Annotated in this window: 19 protein-coding genes and 1 other RNA gene; 7 read left to right on the top strand and 13 right to left on the bottom strand. The window is 62.5% G+C overall.

All coding sequences use genetic code 11. The features are described from left to right. Positions 1 to 101: 101 nt before the first annotated feature. From F0185_RS01650 to F0185_RS01610, 9 genes are all read right to left on the bottom strand, one after another. Entirely contained in the window at positions 102 to 1,805 is a 1,704-nt protein-coding gene (locus tag F0185_RS01650) for a methyl-accepting chemotaxis protein (RefSeq protein ID WP_167220970.1), read from the bottom strand. A gap of 36 nt (positions 1,806 to 1,841) precedes the next feature. Continuing rightward, positions 1,842 to 2,336, bottom strand: coding sequence for a chemotaxis protein CheW (locus F0185_RS01645; RefSeq protein ID WP_167220968.1), 495 nt, complete (start codon positions 2,334 to 2,336; stop codon positions 1,842 to 1,844). A gap of 308 nt (positions 2,337 to 2,644) precedes the next feature. Further along, on the bottom strand, positions 2,645 to 3,286 hold the full coding sequence (locus F0185_RS01640) for an ANTAR domain-containing response regulator (RefSeq protein ID WP_167220967.1): 642 nt from the start codon (positions 3,284 to 3,286) through the stop codon (positions 2,645 to 2,647). Further along, the gene (locus F0185_RS01635; protein WP_167220965.1) at positions 3,283 to 3,708 is read right to left on the bottom strand and encodes a response regulator; all 426 of its coding nucleotides are present in this window, start codon (positions 3,706 to 3,708) and stop codon (positions 3,283 to 3,285) included. The genes F0185_RS01640 and F0185_RS01635 overlap by 4 nt, the downstream gene beginning before the upstream one ends. Beyond that, positions 3,705 to 6,242: an ATP-binding protein gene (locus F0185_RS01630; protein ID WP_167220963.1), complete on the bottom strand. Its 2,538-nt coding sequence runs from the start codon at positions 6,240 to 6,242 to the stop codon at positions 3,705 to 3,707. The genes F0185_RS01635 and F0185_RS01630 overlap by 4 nt, the downstream gene beginning before the upstream one ends. A 57-nt stretch (positions 6,243 to 6,299) precedes the next feature. Then, on the bottom strand, positions 6,300 to 6,776 hold the full coding sequence (locus tag F0185_RS01625) for an EVE domain-containing protein (RefSeq protein WP_167220961.1): 477 nt from the start codon (positions 6,774 to 6,776) through the stop codon (positions 6,300 to 6,302). Between the two features lie 90 nt (positions 6,777 to 6,866). Then, positions 6,867 to 7,047: non-coding RNA, 6S RNA (ssrS, locus tag F0185_RS01620), on the bottom strand. A 44-nt stretch (positions 7,048 to 7,091) separates the two neighbouring features. Further along, complete coding sequence (locus F0185_RS01615) at positions 7,092 to 7,403, bottom strand: cell division protein ZapA (RefSeq protein ID WP_166882511.1); 312 nt, start codon at positions 7,401 to 7,403, stop codon at positions 7,092 to 7,094. Beyond that, positions 7,400 to 7,666, bottom strand: a complete 267-nt coding sequence (locus F0185_RS01610) for a hypothetical protein (RefSeq protein ID WP_167220959.1) — start codon at positions 7,664 to 7,666, stop codon at positions 7,400 to 7,402. Before F0185_RS01610 ends, F0185_RS01615 begins: the two co-directional genes overlap by 4 nt. Positions 7,667 to 8,101: 435 nt before the next feature. Here F0185_RS01610 and groES point away from each other — a divergent pair, with 435 nt between their 5' ends. Both groES and groL read left to right on the top strand, forming a co-directional pair. Then, complete coding sequence (gene groES, locus F0185_RS01605; RefSeq protein WP_099916332.1) at positions 8,102 to 8,392, top strand: co-chaperone GroES; 291 nt, start codon at positions 8,102 to 8,104, stop codon at positions 8,390 to 8,392. A gap of 94 nt (positions 8,393 to 8,486) precedes the next feature. Beyond that, positions 8,487 to 10,133, top strand: coding sequence for a chaperonin GroEL (gene groL, locus F0185_RS01600; RefSeq protein ID WP_166893810.1), 1,647 nt, complete (start codon positions 8,487 to 8,489; stop codon positions 10,131 to 10,133). Positions 10,134 to 10,236: 103 nt separating this feature from the next. Here groL and F0185_RS01595 read toward each other — a convergent pair whose 3' ends face one another. Both F0185_RS01595 and F0185_RS01590 read right to left on the bottom strand, forming a co-directional pair. Then, positions 10,237 to 10,674, bottom strand: a complete 438-nt coding sequence (locus F0185_RS01595; RefSeq protein WP_167220957.1) for an OmpA family protein — start codon at positions 10,672 to 10,674, stop codon at positions 10,237 to 10,239. Between the two features lie 172 nt (positions 10,675 to 10,846). Further along, the gene (locus F0185_RS01590; RefSeq protein WP_167220955.1) at positions 10,847 to 12,667 is read right to left on the bottom strand and encodes a hypothetical protein; all 1,821 of its coding nucleotides are present in this window, start codon (positions 12,665 to 12,667) and stop codon (positions 10,847 to 10,849) included. 413 nt (positions 12,668 to 13,080) lie between these two features. Here F0185_RS01590 and F0185_RS01585 point away from each other — a divergent pair, with 413 nt between their 5' ends. Further along, a complete protein-coding gene (locus F0185_RS01585) occupies positions 13,081 to 13,710 on the top strand; it encodes a 2-hydroxychromene-2-carboxylate isomerase (protein ID WP_167220953.1) in 630 nt (209 codons plus the stop codon). Positions 13,711 to 13,787: 77 nt separating this feature from the next. Next, complete coding sequence (locus tag F0185_RS01580) at positions 13,788 to 14,258, top strand: hypothetical protein (protein ID WP_229476684.1); 471 nt, start codon at positions 13,788 to 13,790, stop codon at positions 14,256 to 14,258. Between the two features lie 17 nt (positions 14,259 to 14,275). On the opposite strand, the gene F0185_RS01575 is transcribed toward F0185_RS01580, so the two are convergent. Beyond that, a complete protein-coding gene (locus F0185_RS01575; protein ID WP_167220951.1) occupies positions 14,276 to 16,120 on the bottom strand; it encodes a glucokinase in 1,845 nt (614 codons plus the stop codon). Continuing rightward, positions 16,120 to 17,760, bottom strand: a complete 1,641-nt coding sequence (locus tag F0185_RS01570) for an alpha-amylase family glycosyl hydrolase (RefSeq protein ID WP_167220949.1) — start codon at positions 17,758 to 17,760, stop codon at positions 16,120 to 16,122. The genes F0185_RS01575 and F0185_RS01570 overlap by 1 nt, the downstream gene beginning before the upstream one ends. Positions 17,761 to 18,106: 346 nt before the next feature. Here F0185_RS01570 and F0185_RS01565 point away from each other — a divergent pair, with 346 nt between their 5' ends. The 3 genes from F0185_RS01565 to F0185_RS01555 all read left to right on the top strand — a co-directional run bounded on the left by F0185_RS01565 (position 18,107) and on the right by F0185_RS01555 (position 21,365). Further along, entirely contained in the window at positions 18,107 to 19,669 is a 1,563-nt protein-coding gene (locus F0185_RS01565) for a POT-type proton-dependent oligopeptide transporter (RefSeq protein ID WP_167220947.1), read from the top strand. A 67-nt stretch (positions 19,670 to 19,736) separates the two neighbouring features. Beyond that, a complete protein-coding gene (locus tag F0185_RS01560; protein ID WP_167220945.1) occupies positions 19,737 to 20,201 on the top strand; it encodes a cache domain-containing protein in 465 nt (154 codons plus the stop codon). 195 nt (positions 20,202 to 20,396) lie between these two features. Further along, a complete protein-coding gene (locus F0185_RS01555) occupies positions 20,397 to 21,365 on the top strand; it encodes an ABC transporter substrate-binding protein (protein WP_167220943.1) in 969 nt (322 codons plus the stop codon). Positions 21,366 to 21,377: the final 12 nt, after the last annotated feature.

Here is a 21,377-nt window from a genome sequence, read left to right as displayed (position 1 = left end):
CCGGGCGTCGGTGGGATGGCGGCAACGCTGTGCGGGTGCCGGCGCGGTGAACATCGGCCTGCGCCTGCCGCCGCGCCCGGGGGCGCAGCGGGCGGGCAGCCTCAGAACTTTTCCCAGCAGGCCTCATTGGTGCGTCCGTTGGCAACCCGCAGCGGGCGCACCGCAGCCTTGACCGGCGCCGCGCGGCGCGGCGGATGCAGTGTGACGACCGTGGCGCTGCGGGGGGCGCTACGGGGAGCAGCATGCGCGGCAGCCGGGGGGGCGGTCAGCGTGAACACCCCGACCACTGCGGCCAGGCCGGCCGTCTGTTCCTGCAGCGCTTCGGCGGCGGCGGCGGCCTCCTCGACCAGCGCGGCGTTCTGCTGGGTCACGGTATCCATTTCGCCGATGGCTTGGTTAATCTGTTCGATGCCGGCCTCCTGTTCCACGCTGGCGGCGCTGATCTCGGCCATGATATCGGTCACGCGCTGCACGCTGGCGACAATCTCGCTCATGGTCGCGCCGGCTTCGCCCACTAGTTTTGCGCCGAAATCGACCTTCTCGACCGAGGTTCCGATCAGCATCTTGATTTCCTTGGCCGCCGCCGCCGAGCGCTGCGCCAGGTTGCGCACTTCGGACGCGACCACGGCAAAGCCGCGTCCCTGTTCGCCGGCCCGGGCCGCTTCCACGGCGGCGTTCAGGGCCAGGATATTGGTCTGGAAGGCGATGCCGTCGATCACCGCGATGATGTCGACGATCTTGCGCGAGGCGTCATTAATGTCCTGCATGGTGTCGACCACCCGCGCCACCACCGCGCCGCCCTTGTGCGCCACCGCCGAGGCTGAAGCCGCCAGCACATTGGCCTGGCGCGCATTCTCGGCGTTCTGGCGCGTGGTCGACGTCATCTCTTCCATCGACGATGCGGTCTCTTCCAGCGAACTGGCTTGCTGCTCGGTGCGCGAAGACAGGTCCAGGTTGCCGCTGGCGATTTCGGCCGAGGCGGTGGCGATGCTGTCGGTGCCGCCGCGCACCTGGCCGACGATATTGGCCAGGCTGTCGTTCATGTCCTTGAGCGCCAGCATCAGGCGCCCGGTCTCGTCGCCCTCATGGCCAAGGATGGTACTGGTCAGGTCGCCAGCGGCCACCGTCTGCGCCACCAACACGGCGGCGTTGATCGGTACCGTAATGGACCGCGTCACGCGCCAGGCCAGCACGGCGCCGATGGCCAGCGCCAGTGCGCTCAGTCCCAGCATCAGCGTATGGGCGCGCTCATAGCTGGTCGTCGCTGCCGCTTGGTCGTCGTCAATCTGCTTGTGCTGCGCCTCGATTTCGACGCTCAACACATCCTGCCATTGCTGCGTGGCGGGCGCGGCGCGGTTAATCAGCAGCGTGGTCGCTTCGGACCGCTTGTGGGCACGCGCCAGCGTAAGAAACGCGGTGTTCAGCGGCCTGACGCTGCGCTGCAGTTCGCTCAACTGTGCCGCAAATGCCTTGTCCTCGGCAATGTCCACTTTGCCGACAAAGGCGGTAAAGGCGGCGTCGTAGCGTGTCCGCGCCTCCATGATCTTGGTCGATTCGCGCGCCATGCTGGCATCGTCGTCCAGCAATGCCACCGTGCGCGAAACGCGGGCCACGATATGCACCGCGTCGGCCATCTGGTGCAGCGACGCCATACGTAGCATGCTGCCCTGAACGGTGTGCTGCAGCCTGGCCTGCACACTGGCCAGGGAGTTCAAGCCGATCACGGCCAGCGCCAGGGTCATGGCGAGCAGCACTGCGAAGCAGAAGCCGAGGCGGGTACCGATATTGTATTTCGCGTTTTTCATGATGAATCCTTGTGTAGGGTGAGAAAGACGCCGCGCTCAGGCGGCGATGGCGTCGCGCAGGTGCGGCGCGTCGGCTGCCATCAGGCGTTCGATGTCGATCAGGATCAGCATGCGCGCGCCGATCACGCCCAGCCCGGCCACATAGCCGCTGCCGAAGTCCGGGCCGATCGCCGGCGCCGCCTTGATCTGGGCCGGGTCCAGGGTGCTGACGTCGGACACGCTGTCGACCACCAGCCCCATGACGCGCGCGCCGAGGTTGAGGATGATGACCACGGTGAACTGGTCGTAGCTCGGGAGCGCGTTGCCGAATTTGATGCGCAGGTCGACGATCGGCACGATGATCCCGCGCAGGTTGATGACGCCCTTGATGTACATCGGCGCGTTGGCGATGCAGGTAACCGCGTCGTAGCCGCGCAATTCCTGCACTTTCTGGATATCGACGCCGTATTCTTCGGCGCCGAGCGTAAAGGCGAGGTACTCGGGCGCGCGGACGGCGCCGGTGCTGGCGGTGCTGCTGGTAAAGTTGGACATGAGATCGCTTTCGTTCTGGTTACGCAAACCTTGCGTGAAAAAGAACCGGGCGTCGGGTGACAGGGAGGCGGAGACATGGCGCGCTGGCACGATAGACGAACGGTCGTCGAACGGCGGAGCTGGGCCGGGGATGCTGCGTCGGCTGCCGGAAGGGACAGCCTGGGAGGCCTCCGTTACGTTCCCTGCAACGGGGAGGGGTCGCGGGGAGATCAGCGCGGGCGCTGGCGTAACGGAGAGAACAGGATCAAGCTTAACCCTATTATTTCCACATGGCAATTATATTTTTCAAAAAAAATAGCCCCTGTTACTTATTTGCGCTCGCGTTCGCCGGCGCGCGCGCCGAACAGGTTGAGCGTCTCGGTCGCCTGCAGGATCTCGGCGGCGACATCGTTGAGCTTCCTCTGGTGCGAGCGGGCGTGTTCGCGCAGCGTGCGAAACGCGGTCTCGCGATCGGTCTTGTTGCGCTCCATCAGGATGCCGACCGCCATGCCGACTTCCCGGCCCTGCCCCAGGGCCTGCGTAAGCCGGCTTTCGCTGCCGCGCAACTGGCGCAGCTCGTCGGCGCGCGCCAGCGCCGCCTGCACGCTGGGGGCGATGCGCGCGGTATCGACCGGCTTGACCAAGTAGCCGACGGCGCCGCCGTCGATGGCCTGGCGCACGGTGGCCTGGTCGTCGGTGCCCGACAAGAACATGACCGGGATATCGCCATCGGCATGCAGCCGTTCGGCCAGCTCCAGGCCGGACATGCCCGGCATGGCCACATCGAGCAGCGCCAGGTCGGGCACCCGTCCGCTCTCGGCCAGCATGGCCAGCGCCATGGCGCCGCTGGTGGCGATGCGCACGTCGTAGCCGGCCAGTTGCAGGAATTTGCCAAGCAAGCCGAGGATCAACACATCGTCGTCGACCAGCAGGATCAGGCGCTTGGCCGGCGCCGCGCCGACGGCGCTCATGACTGCGCTCCGCGCGTATACTTGGCCAGCACGTCGGCGATCTTGCGGGGGGTGTAGGGCTTGACCACGAAGCCGGCCGCGCCGCCGCTGAGCGACGCCATCACATTCCCGACCGCGCTGTCGGCGCTGACGATGATGCAGTCGCAGGCCGGACAGCAGTGCTTCGCCAGGGCCAGCAGCTCGATGCCGGTAAAGCCGGGCATATTGATGTCCAGGAAGGCCAGGCCCAGCGCCGGCCCTTCCTGGCGCATCAGCTCGAGCGCCTGCTGGCCGTCGGCGGCATACAGGAAATGGCTGTATCCGCAACTCTTGAGGATGCTGGTGAGCAAGTCGCGCATCATGCGCTCGTCGTCGGCGACCAGGATAGTGCTGTCGTGCTTGCTTGATATCGCCGTGCCGCTCATGCTGCCAATACTGCTCATATCGCTTCTCCCGGTTGGTCCATCGTGCGCTCCGCGGCTGCGGCCTGGGCTGCCTTGGCCAGCACGCGCCGCACCTCGTCCAGTGCATTCAATTGCGCCAGCAGGGCGGCGGCGGCGGCGCCGTCGCCGCCGAGCAGCGCTTGCTCGATCGCGCCGGCCAGCTCGGTCACGCGTGGAAAGCCAAAGCTGGCCGCGCTGCCCTTGAGCATATGCGCCAGGCCCGCGGCATCGGCGCCGGCGCCGGCGCCCTGCCCGAGCAGCGCCCCCAGCTGCGCCAGGCGCGGCGGCAAACTCGCTTCGAAGGCGCGCATGATCTCGTCATAGCCGTCCAGGTCGGCGAAATCGAAGGGCGCCCTGGCTGCCGCCGGCGCCGGCGCCAGCAGGCGCGCCAGCAGCGCGTCCATGCGCGCCATGTCGAGCGGCTTGCCAAGGCAGTCGGAGCAGCCAGCGGCCAGGTAGCGCGCCACATCCTCGGGCATGATGTTGGCGGTCAGGGCCACGATCGGGCAGGCCAGGCCGGCCGCGCGCAGCACCCGGGTGGCCGCCACCCCATCCATGACCGGCATCTGGATATCCATCAGGATCAGGTCGAAATCGCCGGCCAGCGCCCGTTCCACCGCCTGCGCACCGTTTTCGGCCAGTTCGCAGGCCAGCCCGCGCCGGCCCAGGAAGGCGCTGACCAGGGTACGGTTGTCGGGACCGTCCTCGGCCAGCAGCACCCTGCCCTGCAACTGCGCCACGCCGCCTTCGGCCGGGGTCGCGCGGGCGTAGTCGGGCGCCGCGTCGAGCCAGCCGGCGCCCTGCGGCGCGCTGGCCGGGATCGCAATCTCGAAGTGCGATCCCTGGCCCGGGGTGCTGGCCGCCGTCACCGCCCCGCCCATCTTGGTGGCCAGCTCGCGCACCAGATACAAGCCCAGGCCGGTGCCGCCGAAGCGGCGCGTGGTGGTGCTGTCGGCTTGCGAAAACGGCTTGAACAATTGGGCCAACTGGGCCTCGGACATGCCAATCCCGGTGTCGGCCACAACGCAGGCCAGCGACGCGCGCGCGCGGTCGTAGCGCACGGTCATGCTCACCGCGCCCAGTTCGGTGAACTTGATGGCGTTGCCGCACAGGTTGAACAGGACCTGCTTCCAGCGGGTCGGGTCGCCCAGCACCTGGGCCGGCAGCGGATACTCGATGACCAGGATGAAATCGATGCCCTTGCTGCGGGCCTGGGCGCTCATCACCGATTCGACGCCCCAGGCCGCTTCGGCGGGCGAGAACGGCACGTGTTCGAGGCCGAGGCGTCCGGCTTCGATCTTGGCCAGGTCGAGGATATCGTTGATCACGTTCAGCAGATGCTGGCCGTTGCGCAAAATCACCTGACCAGCCTGGCCGCGCAGGGCCGGTTCGGCCGCGCTGCCGAGCAGTTCGGCAAAGCCGATGATCGAGGTCAGCGGGGTGCGGATTTCGTGGCTCATCATGGTCAAAAAATCGGATTTGGCGCGGTTGGCGGCATCGGCCTTGAGCATCAGCGAACGGGTCAGTTCCAGGTCCTGCTCGCGCCGCCGCAGCACGCGGTACAGCACCAGCGAAGCGAACAGCACCGCCGCGCCGGCCACCACCGCCAGCAGCAGGCGCACCATGCTGAACTCGCGCCAGCGCGCCAGCAGCAAGTCTTCGGAAATGGTCAGGTTGACGATCAGCGGATAATTGCCCACCACGCGCGGCGCGCCCATGCGCAGCACCGGGGCCCCGCCCTCGGCGAAGCGCGGCGCCGAGGTCAGGATCACGTCGTCGCGCTTGCCCATCTGCTCGATAACCTGAAAGGTCGAGCCGCTGCGGTTGACCTTGCCCATGAGCGCGTCGACATGGGGCCAGCGCGCCAGCAGGGTAAAGTCGCGCCGGTACAGCGAGATGCTGGCGCCTTCCCCGAGCGTGATCTTCTTGTAGAACTCGGCCAGCGAGGCCGACGAAAAACCGACCAGCACGATGCCCAGCAGTTCACCCTTCGGACCGCTCAGGCGCCGGCTCAGGTAAAACGTCCATTGACCATTGCCCTTGTTGCGCACCGGCTGGCTGATGAACAGCGCGCGCCCGGCATTGCCCTGGTGGGCGCGGAAATAATCGCGGTCGGCCAGGTTGATCGGCGGCGCCGGCCAGGCGCGCGTGAAGTTGACCACGTCGCCGTTGGCGGCCACGATGGTCACCACATCGACCTGGGGCAAGCCGCGCGTCTTGTCGCGCATGCTCTCGAACATGGCGTGCCCGCCCATCTGCGCACGCAGGGCGGCGTCGCTGTCGATCCCGGCCGCCTGCACCGAGTCGGCCACGCTGTCGAGCACCAGCGAGGCCGAGGTCACTTGCTGGCCGATGTGCTCGGCCAGCACCAGCGACAGGTTGCTGAGCTGCTTGCGCCATTCGGCAACGGTCTGGTTCCTGGCTGTCCAGCTCGCTATGCCAAGCACCGACACGATCGCCACGAACAGGAAGCCGCCAAACAGCAAGGCGATCTGGCTGGAACGAAGTTGGTAGCGCGGGCGGGAAGACGGCATGCTGACACGATAGCACGCGGGTATGCCGCCGGTGCAGCGTGTTGCCTAACCGATACGTTATTTTTGGGCGCCGAGGGCCGGGAGCAGGGCCGCGATGGCGGCCCACTCGTGCGCTTCGACCGGCATGACCGACAGGCGGCTGCCCTTGGCCAGCAGGCGCATGTCGGCCAGGGCGGGGATGGTGCGCAATTGCTTCAGGCTCAACAGAGGTGTCTTGCGCACGGCGCGCACGTCGACGCTGATCCAGCGCGGCTGTTCCAGCGTAGCCTTCGGATCGTAATAATGGCTGGCCTGGTCGAACTGGCTGGCGTCCGGATAGGCGGCGCTGCACACTTCGACAATCCCGGCGACGCCCGGCTCGGCGCAGCTGGAATGATAAAACAGGGCCAGGTCGCCGACCCGCATGCCGTCGCGCATGAAATTACGCGCCTGGTAATTGCGCACGCCGAACCACGCCACCGTTTGCCCGGGCGCGGCCAGCACATCGTCGATACTTACTTCGTCCGGTTCGGACTTCATCAGCCAATAAGCCATGCAATTGCTCCGCTTTGCGCCTCGCACAGCAAAGCGCGCGCCCATAAAAAAACGGTTGCGCACCGAATGCTTGCAACCGCTTAGTAAAATCAGTGCCCCGCATGTGCCGTCTTTACCGGCATCCTGAACCTAATGGTTCAAGGCGGTCGCAGTTAGTTCAATTTCGGGTTCGTCGAACGAGCGACGCTCACTCCCATCAAACAAGATTCCGCAACCTGTGCACATAAATGGTTCAAGGAATATATGGCAATCGCGAACACCGCAGGGTGAGACGGAGTTTACTCCGATGTGCCGTCATGTCAAACAAAATTAAACTCAGAACAGATTTTCCTGGGGAGTCAGGGCGTTGTCGAGCACCGTGTGCATCTCGCCGAGTTTTTGCTTGACTTCCAACATCGTCATTTCGGCAAGCGGCCCTTGCGGCGTTTTCACCGACAGGAATTCAGCCGCCATATTGAGCGCGGCCATGACGGCGATGCGGTCATTTCCCTTGACCTTGCCCGAATCGCGCAAGGTGCACATTTTGCCGTCGAGATAACTGACCGCTTCCTGCAAGGTGCGCTCTTCGCCCTCCTTGCACACCAGGCGATAGGAACTGCCCATGATCGTGACATTGAGCTGGATCATTGCACGCCCTCGGCCTGTGGGGCCGGCACGGTCGCCACGGTCACGCCGTTCGGATCGGGCATCTGGGCCAGCAACGCTTCGACGCGGCGCTGCACTTCGTTCAGGCGCACCAGGCAAGCCTCCTTTTCGGCGAACAGCTGCGCATTCGACTGGCGCACCTGTGTATTCCATTGCCGCAACTGAGTATTCTCGGCGCGCAGTGAGAGGGTCAACTCGGCAAGCCGGTCGATTTTTTCGGATAGTTCGATGAATTCAGAAATCATCCCGTAACTATAGGGGTGCGAACGAAAGTCCGTCAACCGAATCAGCAACAGGGGTAGACGATTGATGTAAGGGGATGTAAGAAGGCTGCCGCGAAAGCGCCGGGCGCCGCTCCTGCACAACCGCCAGTCGCGCCCGGGTACGAACCAACAGTCGAGGGCGGCGCAAAGCTGGCCCGGCGCCTCTTGAGATAGCGCCAGTTTCGGCCTCGCCGGCGCCTCCGCACTTTGCGCCAGATCAAGCTCATCTGTTAAATAGTCAACAGGACGCCTTGAAAAACCCTTGGACCGTCCCTATAATTAGCACTCGTTAGTAGAGAGTGCTAACAACTCTTTCTAGTCTCGGCGGCAACACCGCGAGACATGTTGAAACACCGGGAACGCCCAGGGCGGTCCTGACCAATAGCTACTAAACCACTGAATATTAAGGAGTTTTGCATGAACCTTCGCCCATTGCACGATCGCGTCATCGTCAAGCGTCTCGACCAGGAAACCAAAACCGCATCCGGCCTCATCATTCCTGACGCAGCTGCTGAAAAACCGGATCAAGGCGAAATCTTGGCTGTCGGCAACGGCAAAGTCCAGGATGACGGCAAAGTACGCGCGCTGGAAGTCAAAGTCGGCGACCGTGTCCTGTTCGGCAAATACTCCGGCCAAACCGTCAAAGTCGACGGCGACGAGCTGCTGGTGATGCGCGAAGAAGACATCATGGCCGTTCTGGTCAAGTGATCGACTCGGTCGGGAACATGGTTTCCCGGCCGGCGCACCACCTTTCATTAAGCATTCCACGCGATAGACATCTACGCACAACGGAGAAAAAAACATGGCAGCTAAAGAAGTAGTATTCGGCGACGCAGCGCGCGCCAAAATGGTTGAAGGCGTCAACATCCTGGCCAACGCAGTCAAAGTCACCCTGGGCCCGAAAGGCCGCAACGTGGTGCTCGAGCGCTCGTTCGGCGCGCCGACCGTCACCAAGGACGGTGTTTCGGTCGCTAAAGAAATCGAACTCAAAGACAAGCTCATGAACATGGGCGCGCAAATGGTCAAGGAAGTTGCTTCCCGCACCAGCGACAACGCCGGCGACGGCACCACCACCGCGACCGTGCTGGCACAAGCCATCGTGCGCGAAGGCATGAAGTTCGTTGCCGCCGGCATGAACCCAATGGATCTGAAGCGCGGCATCGACAAGGCGGTTGCCGCCACCGTCGAAGAGCTGGCCAAGATCGCCAAGCCATGCACCACCACCAAAGAAATCGCCCAGGTTGGCGCGATCTCGGCCAACTCGGACTACTCGATCGGCGAGCGTATCGCTGAAGCGATGGAAAAAGTCGGCAAAGAAGGCGTGATCACCGTGGAAGACGGCAAATCGCTGAACGACGAACTCGACATCGTCGAAGGCATGCAGTTCGACCGCGGCTACCTGTCGCCGTACTTCATCAACAACCCGGACAAGCAAGTTTCCATCCAGGACAGCCCGTTCGTCCTGCTGTGCGACAAAAAGATCTCGAACATCCGCGATCTGCTGCCGATCCTGGAACAAGTCGCCAAAGCCGGCCGTCCACTGCTGATCATCGCGGAAGACATCGAAGGCGAAGCACTGGCTACCCTGGTTGTGAACAACATCCGCGGCATCCTGAAAACCTGCGCAGTCAAAGCCCCTGGCTTCGGCGACCGCCGCAAGGCCATGCTGGAAGACATCGCTGTCCTGACCGGCGGCCAGGTCATCGCTGAAGAAGTCGGCCTGACGCTCGAAAAAGTCACCCTGGCGGAACTCGGCCAAGCCAAGCGCGTTGAAGTGGGTAAAGAAAACACCATCATCATCGATGGCGCCGGCCAGGCTGAAGCGATCGAAGCGCGCGTCAAGCAAGTGCGCGTGCAGATCGAAGAAGCGACCTCGGACTACGACCGTGAAAAACTGCAAGAGCGCGTTGCCAAACTGGCAGGCGGCGTTGCAGTGATCAAGGTTGGCGCAGCCACCGAAGTCGAAATGAAAGAAAAGAAAGCCCGCGTTGAAGATGCACTGCACGCAACCCGCGCTGCCGTGGAAGAAGGCATTGTTCCTGGCGGCGGCGTAGCCCTGCTGCGCGCACGTGCCAACATCACGGTCAAGGGCGACAATCCTGACCAGGACGCCGGTATCAAGATCGTCCTGCGCGCCATGGAAGAGCCACTGCGCATGATCGTTCAAAATGCTGGCGAAGAATCGTCGGTCGTGGTTGCAGCAGTGTTGGCCGGCACCGGCAACTACGGCTACAACGCAGCGAACGGCACCTACGGCGACATGGTCGAAATGGGTGTTCTGGATCCAGCAAAAGTGACCCGTTCGGCACTGCAAAACGCAGCCTCGATCGCCGGCCTGATGCTGACCACCGACGCCATGGTATGCGAACTGGCGGAAGACAAGCCAGCTGGCGGCATGGGCGGCATGGGTGGCATGGGCGGCATGGGTGGCATGGACGGCATGATGTAATGCCGCCGCGCGCCGCAAGCGACTCGCTTGCGGCACCGCCGCGACACATAAAAAGCCTGCAAGGTTTGCGCCTTGCAGGCTTTTTTACGTCTGGCGATCCTGTTTACGGTTCGCTCGGGGCCGTTGTTGGCGCCACCAGCTGGACCTCGACCCGGTTGTTGCGGGCGCGCCCTTCCCGCGTATCGCTCTCGGCAACGGGCATGCGCTTGCCCTTGCCTTCGGTATAGATGCGGATGCGTTCGACGCCCTTGTCGGCCAAATAGGTCTTGACCGCTTCCGCGCGCCGCACCGACAGCCTCTGGGCCAGGACGTCGCCGGGCAGCGCATCGGTATGGCCGATGGCCATGATCAGCTCGGGACTGAGCTCGCGGCTCTTGCCGGCGACCTGGTCCAGGATCGACACCGCGTCGGTCGACAAGCGCGCGCTGCCGCTGTCGAAAAACACTTCGGTCGCGAACAGGATCCGGGCCGGGTCGGCGCGCACCACGGCCGGCAGCGCGCACGCCAGGCAAACCGAGAGCGCGGTGAGAATGTGTCGCATGGCGGGATTCTTCCGTTGTGGGGGTTAGAACGCCGAATATAGTGCAATCTTGCATTACTAACAAGTAGCGCGGTCCGGCCCGGTCGGAATGCCACATCTCGCACCGGTCGGGCCATCGCCAGTCTAATGTGGAGCGGCTCCGATTCCCTGGTTCTACCCATCGGAACCGGAACTACGATACCCCATCTGGACTCTCACAATGCGAAAGAATGCTAATAAGCAGACTGCTATCACTCTTGACCAGTTGGGCTGACACTCGGTCGAACAAGTGCCGTTGGCGATCAAAAAATTCGCGGGGGGTGCGGAGGGTACTATGTCGGTGTAAGGCGTCAAGAAAGCTGTCGAGTAAAATCTTAAGATACGCCTCCAAGTTGGCGCACAACAGCGTTGCCTGCACTACGCGTCCGGCACTGTGTACGATATCGCAGCGGGCTCTATAAATTCGCTGAATTTGCCACCGCACCGAGCGATCATGGTGTTTTAGGGTCTCGACCAATGCCTTCGGTGACGCCACTTCCGAGAAGAATGCTGAGATATGAAGTACCGCATACGGATGCGCCGAGACAGCGGTTAGGATCTGGGTCTGAAATTTGCTTTCTAGACACAAGGCATAAAAATCAGTTAGTGATATCTTCTCCATGTCCAGTTGTACCCCGCTCACTGGATGTGTAGCCTGGACGCGCTTGGCATGCAAGGCTGTGCGAATCGCCTGTAAATGCTTCGCCAGGTAAGCGAGCGTTACTGTAGGAGCTAAAGCATTTTCTACAGCATCTCCAATACCTCCACTGCCGCCCGCTTTCACAAGAAATTCCAGTGCAGTCCACCAATTGACGAGCTTGTTTTCGAGATTTCCAGTTTCTGCGCCAGTACGGTAGAGGCGAAAAGCCGAGTAGATCCGGTCCTTTGAATCATCTTCGAGCGTACCGCTCGACACGAGATCTCCGAGACGCTGCATGAACTTATGTAGGGCCTCTTGCGTTAGATGGCGCTTGTGGTTTGGGACCGAACGCGACACATCCAAGATCGCGTGTTTGTCGGGCTTCGCAACAAGAAACCGCTCAGATAAGCTGAAATTGCGGCGCTCGAAATCATACCGAATAACATCCAGCACCTGCTCAATGTGTGAAGCTGCTCTCATACCCGCGATGCGAGCGTCTTTTGCGTCGATTGTCATCGTGGCAAATACCCTCGACCCTCCCCTAGTCGCCAGCCGTTTGGCGTAGAGTGACGACTCTTCTGTAAGTATTGGCGGCTCTGTAGTGAAGTTAATATCACCAACGTGGGGAGGAAACGCTCTAACGTCGGTAATTTGGTTTATAGCAAACGTGACAACGTACGCCTTCGGCGCCCTAACCAAGCGTTCGAACATCCATCGCATCGCGCGGAGAAAATCGTACGGTTGTCCTACCTCAGTGTGGGTCGTATCATTTGCGAATGCGCGGCGATATAGGGTGAAAAGCGATTCCAAACTCCAGCCGTCGCCAACTAGGCAGCTCAGAAGCTGCCCGGTGATCGAGTTGATCGCTGGCATTTCCGGATCGGCGCCAGTGCCGTGTCCTTGTTCGGTGAGGAGCACAGTAAGCCTCAAAATACACTTCTTGATAAAACAGTTATCTAGAGCAACCTCGAGCTCTCTGGCGTAAGCGTCAATCAAAGGGAATAGGGCTTGTTGTTGCTTTTCTTTCGCCAGGTATTCCTTGACTAAAAAACATAGCTCATCTGCAGCTGGCTGAAAACAAGATTCCTTCAATATAGGTGTTGCCTCCAATACTGCAAGCATCTCGGCCCAAATTCGCTTGCGGTCGTTGTCCTTGACGGGGGATTCAGGAACCAGTCCGCGTAAGAGTTCCTTTACCGCATTGACTGGGTTCATCGTCCTTACGCGAAATGCATCCAAGGAATATTCATGCACCTGATTGAACCAAATTTCTGCAAAAAGGCGCTGTCGTGGCAAAAGGTGAAGGTCGTCGACGATCTTTGGGTCAAATCGCATGAGAGAGCTTGATGATCATGGTGAAAACATGTATTATATAGACTTGCTTTGTTTTTCATGGCAAAAGATCAAAGGGGTTTGGGCTTATATGGCCTGGGTACGTCCCGCAATATTCTCCTCCCCATCTACGAGAACGGCCCGCAAATTTTGCGGGCCGTTTGCTTTGCTGCCATCGAAGCGGCAAGAAGACCCGGAACGGAAGTTGTGCGGGTCAAGTCTGTTAAAAAATGAACGTTTATCGCATACGCAGCGGCTGCGTCGAAGACCGCGTGTACCATAAGCCGACTGCTCGCGCTGAAGTCAGCGCTCGGCGTGGCGCTGCCTAATCTAGGCCCAAGTCCAACGCCGGCGTGTCGCAGCCCTACGCTACTCCCTTATCTGGGCGAGGAAGATGAACCGTACACGGAGATATCATGACGAGCCATGATCCGCAGATCGCATTCTGGTTTGATTTCGGCAGCAATTACAGCTACCTCGCCACCATGCGCATCGAGGCGCTCGCTGCCGCCCGCGGCGTGCGCGTGCTGTGGAAACCGTTTTTGCTGGGACCGATCTTCAAGGCCTCGGGCTGGTCCTCGTCGCCCTTCGTGCTGCAAAAGGAAAAAGGCGCCTACGTGTGGCGCGACATGCAGCGCCAATGCGACAAATACGGCTTGCCGTGGACCCAGCCGAGCGCCTTTCCCCGGCGCGCGCTGCTGCCCCTGCGCGTGGCCCTGCTCGGCGCCGGCGAGCCATGGATCGGCGCCTTCTGCCGGCACATCATGCACGCCAATTTCGCCCTCGACCGCGAGATCGACGACCCGGCCCTGGTGGGCGAGGTCCTCGCCGCGCTCGGCCTCGACGCAAGCGCCCTGCTGGCCGCCGCCAACACGGAACAGAACAAGCTGGCGCTGCGCGCCCAGGGCGAGCAAGCCGTGCGGCGCGGCATTTTTGGCGCGCCGATGTTCTTCGCCGGCGACGATATGTTCTGGGGCAATGACCGGCTCGAGGATGCCATCGACTGGGCCGTTGACCATGTTGCCGCACGTATAGATTTGGCGTAGTATGGCCGCTCCATCAACGTGTTTTGCCGCCCACAACTATGCCCGGATTGTCGAAAAAAACAGTACTGTTGTTTGCCATGATTGCCTTTGTCGCCGCCGGGGCAGCGCTGTACCACAATCATCACGAAGAGAACCTGGCGCCGGCCGCGTCCAGGGCCCCGGTCACGCCCAAGCCCACGGCGGCGCGCACCAAGGCACAGGCGATCGACGCCCTGATGGCGCTGCCGGAACTCAAAGCCTGGTCGGCCCACATCGAGAAGGCCTCGGGCGGCAAAGCCCACGGCGCGGTGCTCGACGATGAGGAGGAAGGCACGAAGCTCATCGGCGGTAAAAGCTACTGGAGCCTCTCGTTCATCGAAAACGGTGACGAGGCGGCGCACCGCTGGGAGACCTTCCTGGTCGCCACCAGCGGCGACGATATCCTGGTCGACGACACCAACGACGACCGCCAGCTGACCTTGACCGAATGGCGCACCGAAAAGCGCCCGCTCGAGCGCATCGTCAAGCAAGCCGACAGCGCGCCAGGCGGGACCGCCCCGCCACCGTAAGGATACGGGCCGGGTGATTAACCTCCCAGGTGCGAAATCTGCGTGTGCGCGCTGGCGCCGTCGCCCTGGCCATCGGCGCCCAGCGAAATCCCGACCGACAGAATATCGATCAGCAGCAGTTGCATGATGCGCGAGATCATCGACAGGAAGCTGGTGCTGTCCTCGGCATGGTCGACCGCCAGGCACACCGTGGCCTTCTTGGCCAGCGGCGTGCCGCTGCCGGTCATCGCAATCACGTCCGCCCCGGCCGCGCGCGCCGCGTCCACGGCCGCCAGCAACTCGGGCAAGCGCCCCGAGTTCGAAATCGCAATCACCACGTCGCCCGGCTTGAGCAATTCGGCCGCCAGGGTAAACAGGTGCGAGTCGCCGTACGAGGCGGTCGGAATGCGGAAGCGGAAAAACTTGTGCTGGCCATCCAGGGCCACCACCCGCGAATTGCCCATCGCGTAAAACTCGACCCGGTGCGCGTGGGTCAGCAATGCGATGGCCCGGTCGAGCGCACGCACATCGAGCTGGTCGCGAAATTTCAGGATCGCCGAGACGGTATTGTCGATCACCTTGGCCGACACATCGTGCGTGCTGTCGCCGCCGCGCACCTGGCTGTGACGCACGGGGATGGCGCCGGTCAGGCTGCTGGCAAAGCGCAGCTTGAAGTCGGCCAGTCCCAAAAACCCGAGCGAGCGGCAGAAGCGGATCACGGTCGGCTGGCTCACTTCGGCCAGGCGCGCGATGTCGGCAATCGGCTCGCCCAGCACCAGGCGCGGCTGCTCCAGCACCAGGCTGGCCACGCGCTGCTCGGCGGGCGTCAGTTCGTGCTGCAGGTGCTGGACCCGCTCCATCAGCGTGTTGGCGCCGCTGCGTCCGCGCAGGTGCTCCGACAAGATCGTCGCCACGCCGTGGAAGGCCGGATTCGGTGTCGTGATGACGTAGGTGGGAATGTCGGCCAGGTAGGTGGAAAAGCGCCCCTTGGCTTCGAAGCGGCTGCGAAAGGGCGAACCGGCAAACAACGCGCCGATGCGCGGCACGATGCCGCCACCGATGAAAATGCCGCCGAACGCGCCCAGGGTCACCGCCAAGTTGGCCGCGGCCCCGCCCAGCATGCCGCAGAAGCACTCGATCACCTCCAGGCACAGCGGGTCCTTGTCGTCCAGCGCGCCGGCGATGATCTCGGGCGAGGTGCGCGGCGCGCCGGCGACGCCGTTACGCAGCGCCAGCGCGCGGTAGATGATTTCCATGCCGGGGCCGGAGATCAGGCGTTCGTTCGATACGTGCGACCACTCCTTCCAGGCGAACTGCAGGATCGCAAATTCGCGCTCGTCGGCCGGCGCGAAATTGACGTGCCCTCCTTCGCTGCCGAGCGTGACAAAGCCATCAAGCGTGGGAATCACGCCCGACACACCCAGGCCGGTGCCGGGACCGAGCACCCCGATCACCGCGTTGGCGGCGGCCTTGCCGGGGCCGACCTGCATCAGGTCCTCGGGCATGAGGCCCGGCAGCGCCATCGCCAGCGCGGTAAAGTCGTTGACGATCAGGAGCGTGTGCAGTCCCAGTTCGCGCCGCACCGCATCGGTGGAAAATTCCCAGTCGCGGTTGGTCATGCGCACCTGGTCGCCGTTGACCGGATTGGCGACCGCCAGCGCGGCGTGGTTGAGGGTCATGCCGGCATGGTCGGCCAGGTAGAAACGCAGCAGCGGAACGATGCCTTCGAAGTCGTCGCACTTGAGCACCCGCACCGAACGGAATACGCCCGGCGCGGTTTGCAGCGCGAAGCGCGCATGCGTGGCGCCGATATCGGCCAGCAGGCGCGGGCCGTCGGCAAACGCTGTGCGGCCCGGTTTTTCGGCGTCGGGCTGGTCGTTCATCAGTTCTTGGTGCCGAACCAGGCGCCGTAGGCAGGCAGGGTCACGCTGCCTTCTTCGGCATTGCCATGCAAGCCATGGCCGATCATCGATACCGCTTCAACCGCGTCGGCGAATTGGTAGGTGACCGGCTCGGGGCCGAGATTGAACACGGCCAGCACGCTGGGGTGGCCGGCCAGGTCGCGGCGCAGCGCCAGCAGCGGTTCGGGCGCATCGAAAAAGACGATGTCGCCGCGCGTGAGCTGCGGTTGCTGGCGGCGCCAGGCGACGATGCGGCGCGCAAAATTGAGCGGCGAGTCGGTGTCGGTTTCTTGCGCGCTGACGGCCGAGGCGATGTGTTCTTCGGCCACCGGCAGCCATGGGGTACCGGTGGTAAAGCCGGCGTTGGGCAGTTCGGCGGTCCAGGGAATCGGCGTGCGGCAGCCGTCGCGGCCCTTGAACTCGGGCCAGAAGGTGATGCCGTACGGGTCCTGCAGCAGTTCGAACGGCACGTTCGCTTCGGTCAGCGCCAGTTCATCGCCCTGGTACAGGCACGGCGTGCCCTTGAGCGAGAGCTGCATCGCCAGCACCAGCTTGGCCAGGGCATGGGTCGGCGCGGCGCCGCCCCAGCGCGTCATGACGCGGATGCTGTCGTGGTTACCGACCGACCAGGAAGCCCAGCCACCCTTGACGCGCGCTTCGAACTCTTCGACCTGGCGGCGCACGTGGCCCGCCGAAAACTCGGGCGTGAGCAGGTTGAAGCTGTACGCCATGTGCAGCTTGTCGCCGTCGGCGGTGTAGTCGGCCATGACGCCGAGCGCGTCGTCCGCGCCCACTTCGCCGATGGCGACCGCGCCGAATTCGTCGAGCAGCACGCGGATCTTCTGCAGGAAGGCGATGTTCTCGGGCCGCGTCTTGTCGTACACGTGCGCCTGCATGCCGTACGGGTTCACGTCGGTGACGGTGGAGGTGTCGCGGTTGGTGGCGGCCGGATTACTGCGCAGTTCAGGATCGTGGAAGTGGAAATTGCAGGCGTCCATGCGCACGCCGTCGACGCCGCGCGCCAGCCAGAAACGCAGGTTGTCCAGGTGCGCCTGCTGCACCTGCGGATGGTGGAAGTTCATGTCCGGCTGGCTGACCAGGAAGTTATGCAGGTAGTACTGTTTGCGCCGGCTGTCCCACTGCCACGACGAGCCGCCGAACACCGACAGCCAGTTATTCGGCGGATTGCCGTCGGCCAGCGGGTCGGCCCACACGTACCAGTCGGCCTTGGGATTGTCGCGGCTCGTGCGGCTCAGGGCGAACCACGGATGGATGTCGGCCGTGTGCGAGAGCACCTGGTCGATCATGATCTTCAATCCCAGGCCGTGCGCTTTGGCGACCAGCGCGTCGAAGTCGTCCAGGGTGCCGAACATGGGGTCGACGTCGCAGTAATCGGCCACGTCGTAGCCGAAGTCCTTCATCGGCGACGTGAAGAAAGGCGAGATCCAGACAATGTCGGCCCCGAGCTGCGCGATATAGTCGAGTTTTTCGGTAATGCCGGGCAGGTCGCCAATTCCGTCGCCGTTCGTATCACGGAAACTGCGGGGATAAACCTGATAAATGATGGCCTCGCGCCACCATGGCGTATTTTGTTCGGAGTGCAGCGAAATATCGTTGTTCATGATGGGCGCCCAGGTTAGATTTTGTACATAATATACATCACTTTAATCGATTTTACAATTTGGCGGACGGCGCTGTAAACAGCTGAAAATCGTCTATTTTTCAATCACTTACATACCCACCAGGGATATCCAAAGAACCGTAACGGTAGTCAAACTACATACGAAATCGCAGACATACCTGGCTGTACATACGGCCGCGCGCACCCGCGCAGCGTGCCGGCGCCCCTGGCGGCGTCGATCCTGAATATACCTATTGCCAGCCCCCGGCCGTGGGCTTAGCATCCCATCTGTTTAAATAGCAGGAGTACCCATGTCGCAGTTGGATAAAGAAAGCGGAAACGGGCCGATGCCCCGGCAGATTCCGTACATCGTGGGCACCGAAGGATGCGAGCGATTCAGTTTTTACGGGATGCGCAACATCCTCACCCCTTTTTTGATCAGCACCCTGCTGCTGTTCATGCCGCTCGCCGAGCGCGCCGGCGAAGCCAAGCACGTGTTCCACACCTTCGTCATCGGTGTCTACTTTTTCCCTTTACTGGGCGGCTGGCTGGCCGACCGCTTCTTCGGTAAATACGACACCATCTTCTGGCTCAGTCTTGTGTACTGCGCGGGGCACGCCTGCCTGGCGTTCTTCGAAGATAGCCTCAAGGGCTTTTACTTCGGCCTGTTCCTGATCGCGTTCGGTTCGGGCGGCATCAAGCCATTGATCTCCTCGTTCGTGGGCGACCAGTTCGACCAGACCAACAAGAACAAGGCGAAAGTCGTCTACGACGTGTTCTACTGGATGATCAACTTCGGCTCCTTCTTCGCCTCGCTGCTGATGCCCTACTTCCTGTCCAGGCACGGAGCGGCGGTCGCTTTCGGCATTCCGGGCGCGTTGATGTTCGTGGCCACCATCGTGTTCTGGCTCGGGCGCAAAAAGTACATCCATGTTCCGCCCGCCCCGCCGGACCCGGACTCGTTTACCCGCGTGGCGCGCACCGCCCTGCTGGCGCACAAACCGGGCCAGGCCCGCACCGGCCTCGCGGTCGCCCTGTTCGGCGTGGCCGGCGCGGTCGCCTCGCTGGCCATGGCGCCGCAATGGGGGTTTGTTATCGCCGCCTGCACCGCGCTGGTCCTGCTGCTCGCTTTTGGGGGCATCGGCACCTCGATGCAGCTCGAACGCGCGCGCGGCCTGCATCCGGATGTGGCGGTGGACGGGGTGCGCGCCGTACTGCGCATCCTGATCGTGTTCGCGCTGGTGACGCCATTCCACTCGCTGTTCGACCAGAAGGCGTCGACCTGGATCGTGCAGGCCAATTCGATGATCCCGCCGACCATCAATATCTTCGGCAGCGAATTTTCCTTCGTGGCGGCGCAGATGCAGGCCCTCAACCCGCTGCTGGTGATGATCCTGATCCCGTTTAACAACCTGGTGCTGTACCCGGCCCTGCGCAAGATGGGCGTGGAGCCGACGCCGCTGCGCCGCATGACGACCGGGATCGTGTTCTCGGCGCTGTCGTGGATCGTGATCGGCACCCTGCAAGTGCAGATGGACGGCGGCACTCCGACCTCGATGCTGTGGCAGGTCCTGCCGTACGCGCTGCTGACCTTTGGCGAAGTGCTGGTCGCGGCCACCGGGCTCGAATTTGCCTACAGCCAGTCGCCACCGTCGATGAAGGGCGTGATCATGGCCTTCTGGTTCCTCTCCATCACCGTGGGCAGCCTGTGGGTCCTGATCGTCAACGCCAGCATCAAGAACGATGCGGTGCTCTCGAATATCGGCGCCAGCGGCTTTAGCGTTATCGCCTTCCAGATGTACTTCTTCGCCGGCTTCGCGTTCGTGGCCGCCGCGGTCTTCGGCTGGTACGCCACGCGCTACAAGATGATGGATAACTACCGTTCCGACGCCGCACCGGCCAAGGCGTAAAACAGGCCGTAGCAAAGGCGGGCAGGCTGCCAGCTTGCCCGCCCCCACAACGAAAAAGGGGATCGTCATGCGTAAATTGTTCCAGATAGCGTTAATCTGCTGCGCCGCCGTGTTTTGCACCAGCGCTTTCGCCGCCGCCAGCGACCATGGCAGCGCCGAGGAAGCCAAGGCACTGGTGCAGAAAGTAATCGCCTACATGAAAGCGAACGGGCGCGAGAAGACCATCGCCGAGATCAACGACATGCAAAGCACCCGCTTTCGCGACCGCGACCTGTACGTGACCATCAACGACATGTCCATGAAGAACCTGGCCCATGGCGCCAACGCCAAGATGCAGGGCAAGGACCTGATCGACCTGAAGGACGCCGACGGCAAACCGTTCATGCGCGAGCGCCTCGACCTGGTCAAGACCAAGGGCAAAGGGTGGCAGGATTACAAGTTCGTCAACCCGGTCACCAAGCAGATCGAACCGAAGTCGATGTACTTCGAAAAATACGAAGACCTGATCATCAACTGCGGCATCTACAAGTAAGCGCCGTGCGGGCGCCGCAGCCGTGGCGCCCTTCTCCCTCGCGCGGTTTTCCGCACGCCGCAGCGCTTCCATTGCGGATTTCCGCCAGTTTTCACGCCGCCCCGCGCCTGCGCGCCCGTGTGCGCACCGTGCGCAAGCGTGGCACGAAAAATGCAACAAGCGTTGATGCACATAAACCATAACGGAGACTCAAGCATGAAAACCATCCATCACCTCGTCCTGGCGGCTGCCGCCCTGTCCGCGTCCGCCCAGGCGGCCGATAATGTCGTCAGGCTCGGCAACCTCAAATTCGCCCACTACGGCGCCGTCTCGTACATCAAGGAGATCGCGCCCAAGTGCGGCATCAAGGTCGAAGAAAACATGTTCGCCAAAGGCCCGGACGTGATGCAGGCGATCCTGTCGGGCGACCTCGATGTGGGCGCCACCGCCTCGGAAGCGGCCATCTCGGGCCGCGCCAACGGAGCGCCGATCTACATCGTGGCCGGTTTCGCTAAAGGTGGCGCGCGCCTGGTCGCGCGCCCCGACGGCGGCATCAAGTCGGTCAAGGACCTCAAGGGCAAGAAGGTCGGCGTGACACGCGGCGGCATCCATGAAGTACTGCTGTACGCGCAACTGGCCAAGCATGGCCTGTCCTGGTCCGACTCCGCCGGCAAGGACGTGCATGTCATCTACCTCGCCTTTGCGGACCTGAACCAGGCGCTGCTCGGCAAGAACCTGGACGCGATCATGCAAAGCGAGCCGCAATCGTCGCAGGCGATCAACAAGGGCTTCGGCATGGAAGTGATGAAGCCCTACGACACCCCGATCGGCGAGCCAGTACGCACGCTCGTCATGAGCGAAAAATTCTACAAGGAGAACCGCGCAACCGCCGCCAAATTCATGAACTGCTTCGTCCAGGCCACCAAGCTGTTCATCGATAACAAGGCCGCCGGCGAAAAATACGTGCGCGAGACGATGTTCAAGAACCAGATCACCAAGGACGATTTCGAGGATGCGATCGCCAACTCGCCCTACACCTACGACATCAGCATCGAGCATATCCAGACCACCACCGACGTGATGGCCAAGACCGGCACCGGCAAGATGCGCGTGCCGCCGGTGGCCAAGGACTGGGTCAAGACCGACCTGCTGGAGCAGGCCAAGAAGTCGCTCTCCGTCCAATAAGCCGGGGTTCCC

The organism is Massilia rubra (genome assembly GCF_011682065.1).
Taxonomy (GTDB): domain Bacteria; phylum Pseudomonadota; class Gammaproteobacteria; order Burkholderiales; family Burkholderiaceae_D; genus Telluria_A; species Telluria_A rubra.
The sequence above is the reverse complement of the archived record's forward strand: the minus strand, read 5'-3'. Positions and strand labels throughout refer to the sequence as shown.

What these genes read in the sequence shown, in the direction of transcription:
- F0185_RS01625 (WP_167220961.1), bottom strand. Translation starts at nt 6,776, where the DNA reads ATGGCTTATTGGCTGATGAAGTCCGAACCGGACGAAGTAAGTATCGAC.
- F0185_RS01615 (WP_166882511.1), bottom strand. Translation starts at nt 7,403, where the DNA reads ATGATCCAGCTCAATGTCACGATCATGGGCAGTTCCTATCGCCTGGTG.
- F0185_RS01580 (WP_229476684.1), top strand. Translation starts at nt 13,788, where the DNA reads ATGATTGCCTTTGTCGCCGCCGGGGCAGCGCTGTACCACAATCATCAC.
- F0185_RS01650 (WP_167220970.1), bottom strand. Translation starts at nt 1,805, where the DNA reads ATGAAAAACGCGAAATACAATATCGGTACCCGCCTCGGCTTCTGCTTC.
- F0185_RS01640 (WP_167220967.1), bottom strand. Translation starts at nt 3,286, where the DNA reads ATGAGCGCCGTCGGCGCGGCGCCGGCCAAGCGCCTGATCCTGCTGGTC.
- F0185_RS01610 (WP_167220959.1), bottom strand. Translation starts at nt 7,666, where the DNA reads ATGATTTCTGAATTCATCGAACTATCCGAAAAAATCGACCGGCTTGCC.
- F0185_RS01590 (WP_167220955.1), bottom strand. Translation starts at nt 12,667, where the DNA reads ATGCGATTTGACCCAAAGATCGTCGACGACCTTCACCTTTTGCCACGA.
- groL (WP_166893810.1), top strand. Translation starts at nt 8,487, where the DNA reads ATGGCAGCTAAAGAAGTAGTATTCGGCGACGCAGCGCGCGCCAAAATG.
- F0185_RS01595 (WP_167220957.1), bottom strand. Translation starts at nt 10,674, where the DNA reads ATGCGACACATTCTCACCGCGCTCTCGGTTTGCCTGGCGTGCGCGCTG.
- F0185_RS01585 (WP_167220953.1), top strand. Translation starts at nt 13,081, where the DNA reads ATGACGAGCCATGATCCGCAGATCGCATTCTGGTTTGATTTCGGCAGC.
- F0185_RS01635 (WP_167220965.1), bottom strand. Translation starts at nt 3,708, where the DNA reads ATGAGCAGTATTGGCAGCATGAGCGGCACGGCGATATCAAGCAAGCAC.
- F0185_RS01645 (WP_167220968.1), bottom strand. Translation starts at nt 2,336, where the DNA reads ATGTCCAACTTTACCAGCAGCACCGCCAGCACCGGCGCCGTCCGCGCG.
- F0185_RS01575 (WP_167220951.1), bottom strand. Translation starts at nt 16,120, where the DNA reads ATGAACGACCAGCCCGACGCCGAAAAACCGGGCCGCACAGCGTTTGCC.
- groES (WP_099916332.1), top strand. Translation starts at nt 8,102, where the DNA reads ATGAACCTTCGCCCATTGCACGATCGCGTCATCGTCAAGCGTCTCGAC.
- F0185_RS01565 (WP_167220947.1), top strand. Translation starts at nt 18,107, where the DNA reads ATGCCCCGGCAGATTCCGTACATCGTGGGCACCGAAGGATGCGAGCGA.
- F0185_RS01630 (WP_167220963.1), bottom strand. Translation starts at nt 6,242, where the DNA reads ATGCCGTCTTCCCGCCCGCGCTACCAACTTCGTTCCAGCCAGATCGCC.
- F0185_RS01555 (WP_167220943.1), top strand. Translation starts at nt 20,397, where the DNA reads ATGAAAACCATCCATCACCTCGTCCTGGCGGCTGCCGCCCTGTCCGCG.
- F0185_RS01570 (WP_167220949.1), bottom strand. Translation starts at nt 17,760, where the DNA reads ATGAACAACGATATTTCGCTGCACTCCGAACAAAATACGCCATGGTGG.
- F0185_RS01560 (WP_167220945.1), top strand. Translation starts at nt 19,737, where the DNA reads ATGCGTAAATTGTTCCAGATAGCGTTAATCTGCTGCGCCGCCGTGTTT.